At 60.5% G+C, this 14,441-nt stretch carries 15 protein-coding genes; 7 read left to right on the top strand and 8 right to left on the bottom strand.

Going from position 1 to position 14,441, the window contains the following annotated elements:
• Window positions 1-122 precede the first annotated feature (122 nt).
• From ACP7B1_RS18140 to ACP7B1_RS18130, 3 genes are all read right to left on the bottom strand, one after another.
• Entirely contained in the window at window positions 123-380 is a 258-nt protein-coding gene (locus ACP7B1_RS18140) for a SemiSWEET family sugar transporter (RefSeq protein ID WP_223612606.1), read from the bottom strand.
• A gap of 139 nt (window positions 381-519) precedes the next feature.
• On the bottom strand, window positions 520-1,689 hold the full coding sequence (locus tag ACP7B1_RS18135) for an alpha/beta hydrolase (protein ID WP_346307430.1): 1,170 nt from the start codon (window positions 1,687-1,689) through the stop codon (window positions 520-522).
• A gap of 140 nt (window positions 1,690-1,829) precedes the next feature.
• Entirely contained in the window at window positions 1,830-3,026 is a 1,197-nt protein-coding gene (locus tag ACP7B1_RS18130) for a mandelate racemase/muconate lactonizing enzyme family protein (RefSeq protein WP_346307431.1), read from the bottom strand.
• A 226-nt stretch (window positions 3,027-3,252) separates the two neighbouring features.
• Here ACP7B1_RS18130 and ACP7B1_RS18125 point away from each other — a divergent pair, with 226 nt between their 5' ends.
• The gene (locus ACP7B1_RS18125) at window positions 3,253-3,597 is read left to right on the top strand and encodes an acyl-CoA thioesterase (protein WP_105733051.1); all 345 of its coding nucleotides are present in this window, start codon (window positions 3,253-3,255) and stop codon (window positions 3,595-3,597) included.
• A 10-nt stretch (window positions 3,598-3,607) separates the two neighbouring features.
• Here ACP7B1_RS18125 and ACP7B1_RS18120 read toward each other — a convergent pair whose 3' ends face one another.
• Entirely contained in the window at window positions 3,608-4,024 is a 417-nt protein-coding gene (locus ACP7B1_RS18120) for a VOC family protein (protein WP_346307432.1), read from the bottom strand.
• Window positions 4,025-4,221: 197 nt separating this feature from the next.
• Here ACP7B1_RS18120 and ACP7B1_RS18115 point away from each other — a divergent pair, with 197 nt between their 5' ends.
• Window positions 4,222-5,406 carry a low temperature requirement protein A gene (locus tag ACP7B1_RS18115; protein ID WP_346307433.1) on the top strand — a complete coding sequence of 395 codons (1,185 nt, stop codon included), beginning with the start codon at window positions 4,222-4,224 and terminating at the stop codon, window positions 5,404-5,406.
• A gap of 6 nt (window positions 5,407-5,412) precedes the next feature.
• Here ACP7B1_RS18115 and ACP7B1_RS18110 read toward each other — a convergent pair whose 3' ends face one another.
• On the bottom strand, window positions 5,413-6,390 hold the full coding sequence (locus ACP7B1_RS18110; protein ID WP_346307434.1) for an extensin family protein: 978 nt from the start codon (window positions 6,388-6,390) through the stop codon (window positions 5,413-5,415).
• A 120-nt stretch (window positions 6,391-6,510) separates the two neighbouring features.
• Window positions 6,511-7,398, bottom strand: coding sequence for a DMT family transporter (locus ACP7B1_RS18105; protein WP_223612612.1), 888 nt, complete (start codon window positions 7,396-7,398; stop codon window positions 6,511-6,513).
• Window positions 7,399-7,686: 288 nt separating this feature from the next.
• Between ACP7B1_RS18105 and greA the strand changes: the two genes are divergently transcribed.
• The 3 genes from greA to ACP7B1_RS18090 are packed head-to-tail and all read left to right on the top strand — an operon-like array spanning window position 7,687 to window position 9,957.
• Window positions 7,687-8,160 carry a transcription elongation factor GreA gene (greA, locus tag ACP7B1_RS18100; RefSeq protein WP_112526015.1) on the top strand — a complete coding sequence of 158 codons (474 nt, stop codon included), beginning with the start codon at window positions 7,687-7,689 and terminating at the stop codon, window positions 8,158-8,160.
• A complete protein-coding gene (locus ACP7B1_RS18095) occupies window positions 8,132-9,232 on the top strand; it encodes a glycosyltransferase family 4 protein (RefSeq protein ID WP_346307435.1) in 1,101 nt (366 codons plus the stop codon). Before greA ends, ACP7B1_RS18095 begins: the two co-directional genes overlap by 29 nt.
• Window positions 9,229-9,957 carry a glycosyltransferase family 25 protein gene (locus tag ACP7B1_RS18090; protein WP_346307436.1) on the top strand — a complete coding sequence of 243 codons (729 nt, stop codon included), beginning with the start codon at window positions 9,229-9,231 and terminating at the stop codon, window positions 9,955-9,957. Before ACP7B1_RS18095 ends, ACP7B1_RS18090 begins: the two co-directional genes overlap by 4 nt.
• Here the strand turns inward: ACP7B1_RS18090 and ACP7B1_RS18085 are convergent.
• Both ACP7B1_RS18085 and ACP7B1_RS18080 read right to left on the bottom strand, forming a co-directional pair.
• The gene (locus tag ACP7B1_RS18085) at window positions 9,954-10,424 is read right to left on the bottom strand and encodes an Lrp/AsnC family transcriptional regulator (RefSeq protein WP_223612615.1); all 471 of its coding nucleotides are present in this window, start codon (window positions 10,422-10,424) and stop codon (window positions 9,954-9,956) included. The genes ACP7B1_RS18090 and ACP7B1_RS18085 overlap by 4 nt on opposite strands.
• A gap of 109 nt (window positions 10,425-10,533) precedes the next feature.
• A complete protein-coding gene (locus ACP7B1_RS18080) occupies window positions 10,534-11,934 on the bottom strand; it encodes a TrkH family potassium uptake protein (RefSeq protein ID WP_346307437.1) in 1,401 nt (466 codons plus the stop codon).
• A gap of 277 nt (window positions 11,935-12,211) precedes the next feature.
• Between ACP7B1_RS18080 and trxB the strand changes: the two genes are divergently transcribed.
• Both trxB and ACP7B1_RS18070 read left to right on the top strand, forming a co-directional pair.
• Window positions 12,212-13,186, top strand: coding sequence for a thioredoxin-disulfide reductase (gene trxB, locus ACP7B1_RS18075; RefSeq protein WP_346307438.1), 975 nt, complete (start codon window positions 12,212-12,214; stop codon window positions 13,184-13,186).
• Window positions 13,187-13,246: 60 nt separating this feature from the next.
• Window positions 13,247-14,143 carry a LysR family transcriptional regulator gene (locus ACP7B1_RS18070; RefSeq protein WP_105732078.1) on the top strand — a complete coding sequence of 299 codons (897 nt, stop codon included), beginning with the start codon at window positions 13,247-13,249 and terminating at the stop codon, window positions 14,141-14,143.
• The last annotated feature ends 298 nt before the right edge of the window (window positions 14,144-14,441 follow it).

Raw genomic sequence — 14,441 nt, 5'->3', positions numbered from 1 at the left:
GTTGAATATGGTGGGAGTCCGGCAAAATGGAAAGAGCCAAGTCCGCAAAAGTCGCCGGAAACGGCAGGCTCCTGACATAAGGTTGTCAGGAGGATTGTCAGGGTCCGTCCTGTTCCGGGGTATCAGCCGTAGCGCAGCTTGAGGCCGAGAATGGTCAGGATCAGCAGCAGCGTCGTGGCGTTTGCCGCGATGACCGGCCAGGAACTGATCATGATCCCGTAGAACAGCCAGAGCAACACGCCAAGTGCCAGCGAAGCATTGCTGATGAGCGAAATGCTGCCGGTTTCCCGGTGCCGAACGATCTTGATGATCTGCGGAACCCAGCACAGGGTGGTGATCAAGGCAGCAAGACTGCCAACGAGCTCGATATGGAGAGGCACGGACCGATCTTTCAGAAAAAGAGAGAATTGATATATGAGCGAATTCTTCAAAAAAATACAGCGGAATCATGACTTAACCAACAATCCGCGATAAAAATTTATGTCGCGGATTGTTGGTTTCGCGTCTCCCGCCGCCGGCCTATTGAACGGCGCCGAGAAGCCGGGCGGGAAGATAGATCACAAGCGACGCTGCGCCTGTTATGACGGAGGTGCCATCGGCGAGAACGGACTGCCCGGCTGGTGTCTCATCACCGGACAGCACTTTCTGCGACAATTGCCCGCTGCGCACCATGTTCATCAGCGTCGGCGAGCTTGCGAATACCCCATGCGACCCGCCGTCGAGGTCGGACGCATCGAGGACGACGATGCCGAGTTTCTGCAGCACGGCGATGCTGGAGCCGTCGCCGACGCGCGGGTGGCCGCCGGTAATCCGTCCTGACACGCTCAGGGCACTGTCGGCGCGGGAAACCAGCACCGTAAAGGGTTTTGGTAGTTCGCCGATATCCCGGACCTGTCCCTGAAACACGTCGATATCGATGTCCGGCGCCGCCAGCATGACGCCCGACAGGCGGCGGAACACGTCGCGATGGCCGGTCTGCGCCAGTTGGCTCAGGGCTTCCATGACCACGAACGAGCCCATGGAATGGCCGACCAGCAGGATTTTCGTCGCCTTGGTCGCCGCAGCCAGTTGCAGAAGTTCGGCAAGACCGTCGCGGCCATAGGTGGCGCTGTCGCGGTCATAGACGTAAAGGCCGAGTGAACCTGCCGACGGCCAGGAATAGTGGACGGAAACGGCGGGAAGGCCGTAATCATAGGCGAACTGCGCCTGCCGGAAGACGCTGTCGGCAAAATTGTTGTTGTAGCCGTGGACGAAAACAAACAGCTCGCGCTGGTTGGCGGGACGTTTGGCCAGTTCCGCGTTGATCTTCTCGACGAAGACCTGCTTGCTGCCATAGGGCTGGAACGCCGTTGCGGCAAAATCCCGGGCCGGATTGGGTTTGCTGCTGCTCTTTTCCACTTCGCCGCGCTTGTGGTTCGGCGGGATGCCGACATCGACGCGGGCAAAATTGAGGGTTGGGGAGCGCTTGGCCGAATAGGGCAGGGAGAGATTGTCCGACCGCTCGCGGCTGGTCGCGACGAAAATCGGAATGACGGCCTTGGGTCCGGTCTTGTCGTTGAGCACCGGCGCGGGCACCGCCGCATTGGCCTTGACGACGTGTTGGGACGTGAGACCCAGCACAGCACGACCACCGCACCCTGTCAGCACAAGCATGACGAGCAGAAAGGCCGACAAGCGGGATACGGTCATGAACACACTCCGGACAGCACTCCGGAAGTTAGAACCAGTATTTCGGCCGCACTGCAACTTAAAAGCACCGCCCGGCCGGCGGCAGGCACGCCGAACTGCCGCCGGCGTGACAATTTTTCAACAACCGGGTGCTGCCGCGGTCAGACGATCAGCGGGTCGCGGCCCATGTTCAGATGCAGTTCGTGGCCGTCATAGGCATGGGCTTCGGCCACCGCTTCGTCGAGTTCGACGCCGAGGCCCGGCGCCGTCGGCGGGATGACATAGCCGTTTTCCCATTCAAGCGGCGTCTTGAGCAGCTTGGCATGGAACCCGCCAAAGGCCTGGATGCATTCGAGAATGAGGAAATTCGGGCTGCAGGTGGAAAGCTGGATATTGGCTGCGCCGACGATCGGTCCGCAATAGAGATGCGGGGCGATCTGCGCATGAAACGTTTCAGCCATGCCGGCGATCTTCTTGGCTTCCAGGATGCCGCCGACGCGCCCCAGATCCATCTGCAGGATATTGGCGGCGCGGTTCACCAGCACCCGCTGAAACTCATATTTCGTGGCGAGGCGTTCGCCCGTCGCCACCGGGATCGTGGTGTGCTGCTGCACATAGGCCATGTTCTCCGGCATATCAGGCGGGACAGGTTCTTCGAACCACAAGGGATCGTAGGGTTCGAGCCGTCTGGCCAGCCGCACGGCGCTGGTCGGTGTCATCTGGCCATGGGTGCCGAACAGGATATCCGCCTTGGAGCCGACAGCCTCGCGCACCAGACGGACAAATTTTTCGCCGAGATCGAGTTCTTCGAGTGAAAGCTGGCGCGGGTCGAAGGAGGTGTAGGGCGCGACCGGATCGAATTTCACGGCGGTGTAACCCTGCGCCACATATTCCGCGGCGCGCTCCGCCGAGGCTTCGGCATTCCAGTAGATCGCCGAAGTCTCGCCCAGCTCGGGTTTGGGATAGAGATAGGTGTAGCTGCGCAGCCGCTCATGCACCCGCCCGCCCAGCAATTCGTAGACGGGCTTGTCGGCTTCCTTGCCGATGATATCCCAGCAGGCCATTTCCAGCGCCGATACGGCGCCCATGATGGTTACGTCAGGACGCTGGGTGAAGCCGCCGGAATAGGCGCGGCGGAAAAACCGCTCGATGTGGTGCGGGTCCTGGCCGATGAGCCAGCGCTCGGCGACATCCTCGATCACCCTGCGCATCACCTGCGGGCTGACCGTCGAATTATAGGCCTCGCCGTAGCCGACAACACCCGAATCGGTGGTGAGCTTGACGAAGATGAACCACGTGCCTCCAAACGATGGCGGCGGGTTGCCGACGACGAAGGTTTTTATATCGGTGATTTTCATGGCCTGCTCCGGTGGTTCACTGTCCGCCCGACCCTAAGGGAGAGGGCGCGCATGTCAAAAACCGTGCAACGACCCCGCATGTCGGCTTTCTGACAGTTCTTGCACGGAAGGTCTTTCCATTGCCTCTATTGCACTGCATCATAAGCCCACATGCACATGCCTATGGAGACCGGACGTGAGTGAAGAAACCAAGCCGATCGGCGAACTGACCCTGCGCACGCTTGCCATGCCTGCGGATGCCAATGCGGCCGGCGATATTTTTGGCGGCTGGGTCATGGCACAGATGGACTTGTCCTGCGGTATCCGCGCGGCGGAACGGGCGCGCGGCCGGGTGGTGACGGCGGCGGTAAAGGAAATGGCCTTCGCCAAGCCGGTCAAGATCGGCGATACGCTGTGCGTCTACACGCATATCGAGCATGTCGGGCGCACCTCCATCACGCTGAAGGTGGAAGCATGGGCACAACGCTACCTCTCCGACCTGATGGAGCGGGTCACCCATGCGGATTTCGTCATGGTGGCACTCGATACATCGGGCAAGCCGACGCCGGTGCCGCCGGAAACCAAGGCCTGAGGTCCAGACCCTAGCCTCCGATCATATACTTGTCCCAGAAACCGGCCTGCGGTTCGCTCTGCTCGACAATGTCGATCCACAGGCCCGAAGGATCGCGAAAACCGAAACGGCGCTGGCCGAAAGGCTCGTCGGTCAACGGATATTCCACCTGCAATCCGCTTGCGGTGACCTTTTCGAAAGCCGCCGCCGCGTCATCCACCTGCAGCTCGAAACACATGCCCTTGCCGCCAAAGCTTTCCGGGCCGGGCGGCGCTGACGGATGGTCCGGCGTCATGAAGGCGATGGAGGCCGTATGGTCCTCGCCTGCAAGCCAGCAGAACCATGTGCTGTCAAAACCGCTGGTGAAGCCGAGATGCCGTATCCAGAAATCGCGGCAAGCCTCTTTTTTCTCGGTGACGATGATCGGATAGCGGTCCGTGAAGCGCATGGTAAGCCTTTCCCAATGGTGGTGATTTGCAGCATTAGAGGCAGTCGGCATGGCGATGACAAGGGCGTTTTGTCAGTAGTCTTCACACACCCGCTTGCGGGATACACGCACCATCCTGTGGTTAATATCGCAAAAGGCTTGGATTGGCGGCATTAATCAGGCAGCGTTTTTCAGGGTCTGATGTTGGAGGGCGATGCATGGCACTGTCTGGGGCAATCCGGAATTACGCGCGTATACGGGGCGGGAGCGACAGCGCGAAAGTCGATTTCGTCGAGTTGTTCTTCGATCTCGTCTTCGTCTTTGCCGTCACCCAGATTTCGCACTTCCTGCTGCATGACCTCAGCCTCAAGGGGCTTGGCGAAAGCGCTCTGCTGCTCGCGGCGGTCTGGTGGGTGTGGGTCTACACGGCGTGGGTGACCAACTGGCTCGATCCGACGACGCCGCCGGTGCGGGCGATGCTGTTCGTGCTGATGCTGGCGGGGCTGGTGCTGTCAACGTCCATACCCACGGCCTTTGCCGGCCGCGGGCTGGTTTTTGCCCTGGCTTTCGTCACCATGCAGCTGGGCCGCTCGCTCTTCGTCATGTGGGCGATGCGCCACCACAACCGCTCCAACTACCTGAACTTCGTGCGCATCTCGGTCTGGCTTGGCGTTTCCGCCGTATTCTGGATCAGCGGCGGGCTGGCCGATCCGGAAAACCGGGTGTTTTTCTGGCTGGTTGCGCTGCTGATCGAGCTGGCGGGTCCGGCGCTGGGCTTCCGCACCCCCGGCCTTGGCGCTTCGACGACGGCGGACTGGGATGTGGACGGCGACCACATGGCCGAGCGCGCCGCGCTGTTCATCATCATTGCGCTCGGCGAATCCATCCTTGTATCCGGCGCGACATTCGCCGAGCAGGAATGGACCTTCATTGCGTTCTCGGCCTTCCTGACGACCTTCGTCGCTTCGGTGGCCATGTGGCTGATCTATTTCAATGTCGGGCAACTGCGCGCGCACCACAAGATCGCGTCGACCGATGATCCCGGCCGGATCGCCCGCGTCGCCTATACCTATATCCATGTGCTGCTGGTGGCGGGCATCATCGTGGTGGCCGTTTCCGATGAACTGGTGCTGGCGCATCCACTCGGCCATTCCGCGCCCTCGGTGCTCTGGACCTCGATCGGCGGAACGGCACTCTATCTCATCGGCAACCTGCTGTTCAAGGGCTATGTGGAGGGCAGGCCACCGCTTTCGCATATGGCGGGACTGGTCCTGTGCGCCGTTCTGGCCTTTGCGGGCGGTGCGCTCTCGCCGCTCGTGCTCGGTGCTGCAACCAGCCTGATCCTGATCGTGGTGACGATCTGGGAATATGTCGGCCGGATCGAGGAACCCGGCCACCATTAGGACGCGCTAGCGGCAGGCGCGATGGCCGTTGCGCCGCTGCATCAGGTCGAAGTGGAAATGGTCGCGGTGGAAAATATCGTAGCCGGGGCCGAGCACCGTGGTGAAGTAGTCGCAGGCGTCGGAGCGGACATTGTTGAGCAGGCCGCGCTGCCGGAAGGCGAAGAACCCCGGCTTCTGCACCTTGATGTCGGTGCCGTTGTTCAGGGTGATCTTGGCGATATCCAGCGCATTGCCCTTGGAATGTTCGGACATGTTGGCGCCCGGCCGGTTGCTCATGGTGCGGCAGGAATAGCTTGAGGCCTGATGAATGGTGTTGACGCCGGAGAGATAGCGCAGCCGCGTCGACGGCTGCAGGTCGCCCTTGACCCAGCGGGCAAAGGCCAGAGTCATCTGGCAGTTCAGCGTCGCACTCGGTTTCAGCCGGATCTGGCCGCTGGCGAAGCCGCTGACCGTCAGCGGGTTGTCGATACGGCACACGCCGCCATCATTGATCGGCGCGTGTTCCTGAAAGACGACGCCAAGCTGCTTGAGCTGGGTCCGGCAGGCGATTTCACCGGCGGGTATGGCGTAGCGGCTTTCGCTGCGCGCCATGGGGTCGCGCAGACCGCCACCGGCATAGCCGTAATTCTGTTCGCGGCTGGTCAGCGCGTGGTTCTCTTCCGTCATCACGGGCTCTGCAGCGGCGAGGTTCTGTTCCTGCGCCACCGGCTGGTCGGCTTCATTGTTGGCAATGCGGTTTTCTTCACCGGCCAGGGAATTGTCAGCCATTGTATTGTCGGGGGCAGCCGTGTCGGGTGTCATGTCCGCGGCGGGCGCCACCGCTATATAGTCGCTGGACTCCGCAGGGCTCGCGCCATGGCCGACATTGGCCTGCGGACGGCGCACATCGCCCATGCCGCAGGCGCTGAGCGCGGTTGCCGTGCACAGGACAAAGACGGTCGCAAGGCGCCGCAAGGGCACGGCGGACGACAACGCAAAACTCATGTCACCACATCCTTTTCGCCTGAAACCAAGCGCAGACATGGATAAAATAAGACCAAAGTGTAAAGGAAAGGTCAGCGGCGGCGGTAATGCCTGTGTCGGCAACAAGGCAGGAATTGCACCCTAGGCGGCATCCGTCCGGTTGCGCAGGGCCGGGACGATTTCAACCGTGATCATGGCGATGAAGATCAGCGCACAGCCGATCATGCCGTGGACCGTCATGCGCTCGCCGAGGAGGATGGCACCGAAGAGCGCCGCGAACAGGGCTTCGGAGGAAAGCATGATGGCCGCCTGCGGTGCGCTGGTATAACGCTGGCCGACCGCCTGCAGGGTGAAGGCAATGCCGCAGGAGAACACGCCGCCGAAGAGGATGGCCGGCCAGGACAGCATGACCGATGGCCAGTTGAACGGTTCCATGAACGCGGCAAGGGTAAAGCCGAACACGGCGCAGGTCAGGAACTGCACGAAGGAAAGCATGAAGGGCCGGCCGTTTTCATGCGCGAGACGGTTGATGAAGATGATCTGCAGCGCCCAGAAGACGGCGCACAAAATGGTCAGCCAGTCACCGGTCGTCAGGTTGTTGAGCTGTCCGCCCGACAGGAGATAGATGCCGCCCAGCGCCGTCAGCGCACAGGGCCAGACGATCGGGCTCGGCCAGCTCCAGAACAGCATGACGCCGAGGATCGGCACCATCACCACATAGAGGCCGGTGAGAAAGCCGGAATTGGTGACCGTTGTCGTGGCAAGACCCATCTGCTGCAGAACCGAGCCGATGGACAGGAACAGGCCGATGAAGATGAAACTGCCGTAATCACGGCGGGTGAGGCGGTGTTTCGCCAGCCGTGCTTCGCGCCATGCCAGCGGCGCAACGGTGAGGCTTGCCAGGGCAAAGCGCAGTCCGATGAACAGAAAGGCGCCGACATTGCCGACGGCGCTCGCCTGTGCAACAAAACCGAGGCCCCAGATGGCGCCTGCGACAAGCAGCAACAGATTGGCACGGCCTTGCGTCATGATGAATCCACAGAATATCCGCGGTCATCCCTTGCCCGCAACCTGCTCTATCGATTGCCGTGATGGACTGCAAGAGCCCCGAAGGCAGCATTGCTAACCGGCGATACAGGGAAAACTGGCCGATCCGCGACATTTTCTACTTTCTTCGTGAAATCGCCGGAAAGAGTGCTATATTAAACGACGAATGACTGAACGGTTCCGAAGTCTTGAGCTTCGGTGACCGTTTTCTTTTTGTGTCGCGCGGCCCTGGCGGGGCGCATTTGACACTTGACTGCGAAAGGAGAGGGCATGGAAAAGGTCCCGATGACTCAAGGCGGATTTGACAAGCTCAAGGAAGAATTGCGCTGGCGCCAGCAAGAAGAGCGGCCTCGCATCATCCTGGCAATTTCGGAAGCGCGCGCCCATGGCGACCTCTCGGAAAATGCCGAGTATCATGCCGCCAAGGAAGCCCAGAGCCACAATGAAGGCCGCGTCAGCGAGCTGGAAGGCTATATCGGGCATGCCGAAATCATCGATATCTCGAAATTGTCCGGCGACAAGATCAAGTTTGGCGCCACCGTCCAGCTGATCGACGAAGATACGGAAGACAAGAAGATCTACCAGATCGTCGGCGATCAGGAAGCTGATCCGAAAGCCGGCCGCATTTCCATTTCCTCACCCATCGCCCGTGCCTTGATCGGCAAGAGCGAAGGCGACACGATCGAGGTCAATGCACCGGGCGGCGCCCGTTCGTATGAAATCGTCGGGTTCAAGTTCGCCTGATATCGTGCCGGAACCGGTAAGCAACGTCGAGGTGATCGCTCCGAATTTCAAGCGCAAGCTTTCCGGGGTCACCTCGACTATCGTGCAGCTCATTCCGCTGCAGCGGGCCAACGGGGTCAAAATCGTGGCCATGGGGCCGGGTCTTCCCGACACCCTGCCGAAAATCGGGTGGCGTTCGCTGCCCGGTTTCTGGTTCAGGCCAAAGACCAGACCCTTCCGAATCTGGCATGCCCGCCGCAACAACGAGATGCTTGCGGGCATTCTGATGCGCCATGTCCTGCGCATGAAGCTGTCGCTGCTCTTTACCTCGGCAGCGCAGCGCGACCACAAGCCCTTCACCAAATGGCTGATCCGGCGGATGAATGCCGTGATTGCCACCAGCGCCAAATCCGGCAGCTATCTGCAGGTGCCGCACACCGTGATCATGCACGGGGTGGATACGGACACGTTCCATCCGCCGGCAACGCCTGAAGATGCCTTTGCCGCCTCGGGCCTGCCGGGCACATATCTTGTCGGCTGTTCCGGGCGTATCCGCCATTCGAAGGGCACGGATCTTTTCGTCGATGCCATGATCAATCTCCTGCCGCGCTATCCCGCGTGGACGGCCGTCATGACGGGCCGGACAACCGCCGAACACAAGGGGTTCGAGCAGGCGCTGCGCGAGAAGATTGCCACGGCGGGATTGCAGGATCGCCTGCTTTTTCTGGGCGAAGTGCCTGACGTGAAACTCTGGTACCGCCGCATGAGTCTCTATGTCGCGCCGTCGCGCAATGAAGGTTTCGGCCTGACGCCGCTGGAAGCCATGGCCTCGCAAACCGCCGTTGTGACCAGCGATGCCGGCGCCTATGCGGAGATGGTGGAGCGCGCCACGGGCACTGTCGTTCCGGCGGGTGACCGTCCGGCACTGGAAGAGGCCATCGAACGCTATCTCGCTGATCCGGCAAAATGCGAGGACGCCGGAAAGGCCGGGCTCGAACATGTGCGGGAACATTTCCCCCTGCAGAACGAAGCGGAGAAAATCCTGACCGTCTACGAGCGCCTGTTCGCGGGCAGCAACCGGGCCGGATCATGAAGGCTGCCGCGTTCATCATTCACCTCAAACGCGCTGAAAAACGCGGCGCGCATGTCAGGGCATTGATGCAGCGGTTACCGGTTGCAGCGGAGATTATCGACGCCGTCGACGCGCAGCAGCTCAGCGAGGCCGAAATCGCAGCGGTCTACAGCCGGACATCCCGGCATTTCCCGCCTTATCCCTTCCCGTTGCGCACCACCGAGATCGCCTGCTTTCTCTCGCATCGCAAGGCGTGGCAGGCGATTGTCGACGGCAATCTCGATGCGGGCCTGGTCATCGAGGACGATGTCGATATCGATCCGGGCTTTGCCGACCAGCTGACGCTGGCGATGGAGACGGTGCGGCCCGGCGATTACATCCGCTTTCCGCGCTGGACGCGGGGCGAAAAGGGCGGCGAGATCGCCCGCCAGGGCGGCAATGCCGTCATGCAGCCCGCATTGCCCGGCCTCGGCATGCAGATGCAGCTGATCGGCCGTGATGCCGCGATTGCGCTGCTTGCAGCGACGAAGCGGTTCGACCGGCCGGTGGACACAACGCTGCAGATGCGCTGGCTGCATCCCGTGCGCATGCTGTCCGCCCGGCCCATCACCATTCGCGAGATCGATTTCAATCTCGGCGGCACGGTCGTCCAGGGCAAAAAGACTCTGTCGGACAAGCTGAAGCGCGAAGTGCTCCGGCCGTACTACCGTGTCTTGCTGTTCTTCTATTCGAAAATTCGCGGTTAGAGCACCATCAATGGTTCGTTCTTGACCGCACGGATCGTCAGCGACGTGCGGACGGAATCGACATTCGGCGTCGACGTCAGGTCTTCGATGACGAAATTCTGGAAAATGCTGATGTCGCTCGCCACGCAATGCAGCAGGAAGTCGGATTCGCCCGACACCATCCATGCGCGGCGCACGATGGTCCAGCTGTTGGTTTTTTCGGCAAAGCTCTTCAGGTCGGCGTCCGATTGCCGGTGCAGCCTGATCATGCAGAAGGCGACGATATCCTGGCCGAGGATCGAACCGTTCAGGATGGCCCTGTAGCCCTGGATGATGCCGCCTTCCTCCAGCTTGCGCACCCGGCGCAGGCAGGGCGGTGCCGATATGCCGACACGTTCGGCAAGCTCCACATTGGTGATGCGGCCATTGTCCTGAAGCTGTTTCAGGATTTTCCAGTCGATCTCGTCCAAGTCCGCCTTCAAAGGCATGGTCTGATTATATCCCTGTCAAAAAGGCGCTTACGGCGAGCACCATAGGCGATTCCTGCCGCTGTGTAATGCATTCGCATCCGGTTACAAACAGGTTCATAGCATGGACCTACCGGCTCCAGAAGCTGCGCGTAAACAGAATGACGACGGTGATGATTTCCAGCCGGCCCGCCAGCATGAGATAGCTCAGGAGCAGAAGCGAGGGGTCGCTGAGCGTCGAAAAGTTGCCGACCGGCCCGATCGTATCGCCGAAACCCGGCCCGACATTGGAAAGCGCCGTCAGTGCCCCGGTGATCGACGTGCCGAGATCGTTGCCGAGGATCGTCAGCGCCGTGGCTCCAACGATCAGGGACGACATGTAGAGGAAGATGAAGAGCAGCGCGGATTGCGCCACCTGCGGGCTGATTTCCGCGCGGCCGTAGCGCATTTTGATAACGGCATTCGGCATGATCAGCCGCGTCAGGCTGGCGGATGCCAACTGCCAGAGAATGATCAGGCGATTGAGCTTGATGCCGCCCGACGTCGACCCGGCACAGCCGCCGATGAACGTCACGATGAAGAAAATGCCGAGGGCTTCCGGCCCCCAGCGCGTATAGTCTTCGGTTGCAAAACCTGTGGTTGAGATAATCGAGACGAGATTGAACGCGGCTGCAATCAGGGCATCGCCAAACCCGATGCCGGTTTCCAGCGTGAGCCCCACCGCCAGGAAAAAGCTCAGGCTGGCGACGATAACGAGGAACAATGTCACCTGCGGGTCGGCGAGCGAGGTCAGGCGCTGCGGCATGACGGCCTTGATGTAGAGCACGAAGGGCAGGGCGCCGAGCATCATGAAGATGGTGGCGATGACGAGAATGGCCCGGTTGTGGGCATAGAAGCCCAAGGATGAATCATGCGTGGAAAAGCCGGCGGTGGCAACGGTTGTCATGCCGTGATTGACCGCATCGAACATGCCCATGCCGGCGGCGAAATAGGAAAGGGTGCACAGCACCGTCAGGCTGACATAGGCGATGATGATGCCGGTGGCGATCTGGTGGATGCGCGGCAGGATTTTCTCCGACTTGTCGGAGGATTCCATGTGCAGGAGCTGGATGCCGCCCACGCGCAGCGACGGCAGCAGCAACAGGCCGAGGCCGACGAAACCGAAACCGCCGAACCAGCACAGCAGCGAGCGCCAGAGCAGGATGCCGCGCGGCATGGCATCGAGCCCTGTCAGCACGGTGGCGCCCGTCGAGGTGATGCCGGACATGGATTCGAACAGCGCCTTGGCGAAACTGATCGGCAGCGTCGAGAAATAGAGGGGCAGGGACCCGAGCAGCGCCGCCGTGAGCCAGACGGAAACGATCAGGAGAAAGCCGAGGCGCGGGGTAAACCGGATATCGGGATTGTGGGTGGCAAGGGCGACAAGCCCGCAGAGCACACCGGTGAAAATCGCCGATTCCACGAAGGTGATCCAGTCCCGGTTGCCGATATGCAGATCAACAGCGGCGGGAATCAGCATGGCTGCCGCCATGACCAGACCAAATCGCGCGCAAATATTGATGATGGTGCGAAAAATGAGCGGACCTCAGAACGGGAAGAGAGACATGGGAATGTTTCATAACCGGTTCCGTCAGGCGCCACAATGCGCGCCAAACGGCAAAACACCGCGTACAAGCTGTGGCTAACCGGCCTATATCACGCGCAGACCTTGCAACGGAGGGGGCTGACCCACTACCTTATGGCATTGGAAATGATCATAAGTCTGCTCCCAACCCGTTCTGGCTGAACATCTGTTTATAGGTCTTGATATGTCACAGCGCCACGTGCCCGTCCTCATTATCGGTTCCGGTCCTGCCGGCTATACCGCAGCCATCTATGCGGCCCGCGCCAACCTGAAACCTGTGATCGTTGCCGGATTGCAGCAGGGTGGCCAGCTGATGATCACCACGGATGTCGAGAACTATCCGGGCTATGCCGATCCGGTGCAGGGCCCCTGGATGATGGACCAGATGCGCATCCAGGCCGAACATGTCGGCGCCGAGATCATTCACGATATCATCACGGAAGTGGACATTTCCGTCCGGCCGTTCCGTCTCGTCGGTGATGGCGGCACGCAGTACACCTGCGATGCGCTGATCATCGCGACCGGCGCGCAGGCGAAATGGCTTGGAATCCCGACCGAACAGGCCTTCATGGGCTTCGGCGTTTCCGCCTGTGCCACATGCGACGGTTTCTTCTACCGCAACAAGGATGTCGTCGTTGTCGGCGGCGGCAATACGGCCGTCGAGGAAGCGCTCTATCTTGCCAATCTGGCAAAGTCGGTCACGGTCGTGCATCGCCGCGATCATTTCCGTGCGGAAAAAATTCTGCAGGACCGCCTGTTTGCCCGCGAAAATGTCAAAGTCGTCTGGGACAACGTCATCGACGAAATCACGGGTACGGAGGCAAAGCCGCCTATGGCAGCATCGGTTTCCGGCGTCCGCCTGAAGAATGTCAAGACGGGCGAGACGACGGACATTGCGACGGACGGTGTTTTCGTGGCGATCGGCCATGCACCGGCAGTTGAACTGTTCAAGGGGAAACTCAAGCATAAGCCGAATGGCTATCTGTGGACTGCTGCGGATTCGACGGCGACCGATGTTCCCGGTGTTTTCGCCGCCGGCGATGTCACCGACGATATCTATCGTCAGGCCGTGACAGCGGCCGGAATGGGCTGCATGGCGGCCCTTGAGGCCGAACGCTGGCTGGCGGCACAGGAACCGGTGCGCCAGGCTGCCGAATAAGGGCGTTTGAGATAAGGCCGGTTGCGATATGCGGAACCGGAATGGGGGAGAGACTGCGCCATGTCGCTTGACTGGGACAAATTGCGAATATTCCATGCTGCGGCGGAGGCTGGGTCATTCACCCATGCCGCCGAGACGCTGCATCTGTCGCAATCGGCCATCTCCCGCCAGGTGAGCGCATTGGAGCAGGATGTCGGCGTTCCCCTGTTTCACCGGCATGCGCGCGGCCTGATCCTGACCGAGCAGGGCGAGGTGCTGTACCGCACGGCGCATGAAGTGCTGATGAAGCTGGAAAACGTCCGCTCGCGCCTCACCGAAAGCAAGGATCGCCCATCGGGCAAGCTGCGCGTCACCACGACAGTCGGTCTCGGTTCCGGCTGGCTGATCGAGCGCGTGCAGGAATTCATCGAACTCTATCCGGAAGTGCAGCTGCAGCTGCTGCTCGACAATGAGGAGCTGGATCTGACGATGCGCCACGCGGATTGCGCCATCCGCCTGCGTCAGCCGCAGCAGCCTGACCTGATCCAGCGCCGGCTGTTCACGGTGCATATGCACGTCTACGCCTCGCCGGGCTACATCGCCAAATATGGCAAGATCGAAAACATCGACGAGATCGATTCCCATCGCATCGTCAGCTTCGGCGAACCGGCCCCGTCTTACCTGACCAACCTCAACTGGCTGGAAGGGATCGGCCGGTCCGACGGCAATCTGCGGCCTGCCGTTCTGCAGATCAACAACCTCCTGTCGATCAAGCGCGCCATCCAGAAGGGTGTCGGCCTCGGCGTGCTTCCCGATTACATGGTCGAGAAGGATTCGACCCTCGTGCGCCTGCTGCCGGAGATGGAGCTGCCATCCTTCGATACGTTCTTCTGTTATCCCGAGGGAATCAAGAACGCAGCGAAATTGCACGTGTTTCGGGATTTCCTTTTCTCGAAGGCGCGCACCTGGTCCTATTGATCGGCTGTTTTCGCATTTTTGCGGAAAAATTTTCTTTCGCAAGCGGGCCGGTTCGGAGCATGATCTTGCCGGATTGCACCGCAAACACGCGCTCTCATTTCAAAAATGCCGATAAATTGTCGGTATGCATTTGGTGCATGGGTGCATTGCACAATTGGGGGATTGCAAGAAACGGTTAAAGGGCCCATATCCACATCACTAGCCGATGCGTCTCCTCCTCCCATTGCGCATCCGCTAGTGTTCCCCTCTGGAGGTTTTGCCAGAAATGGCATCCTTCAAAACTTAAGGCCGGGCAATT

It is taken from the genome of Phyllobacterium sp. SL163 (assembly GCF_049896885.1).
Classification (GTDB): Bacteria; Pseudomonadota; Alphaproteobacteria; order Rhizobiales; family Rhizobiaceae; genus Phyllobacterium; species Phyllobacterium calauticae.
The sequence above is the reverse complement of the archived record's forward strand: the minus strand, read 5'-3'. Positions and strand labels throughout refer to the sequence as shown.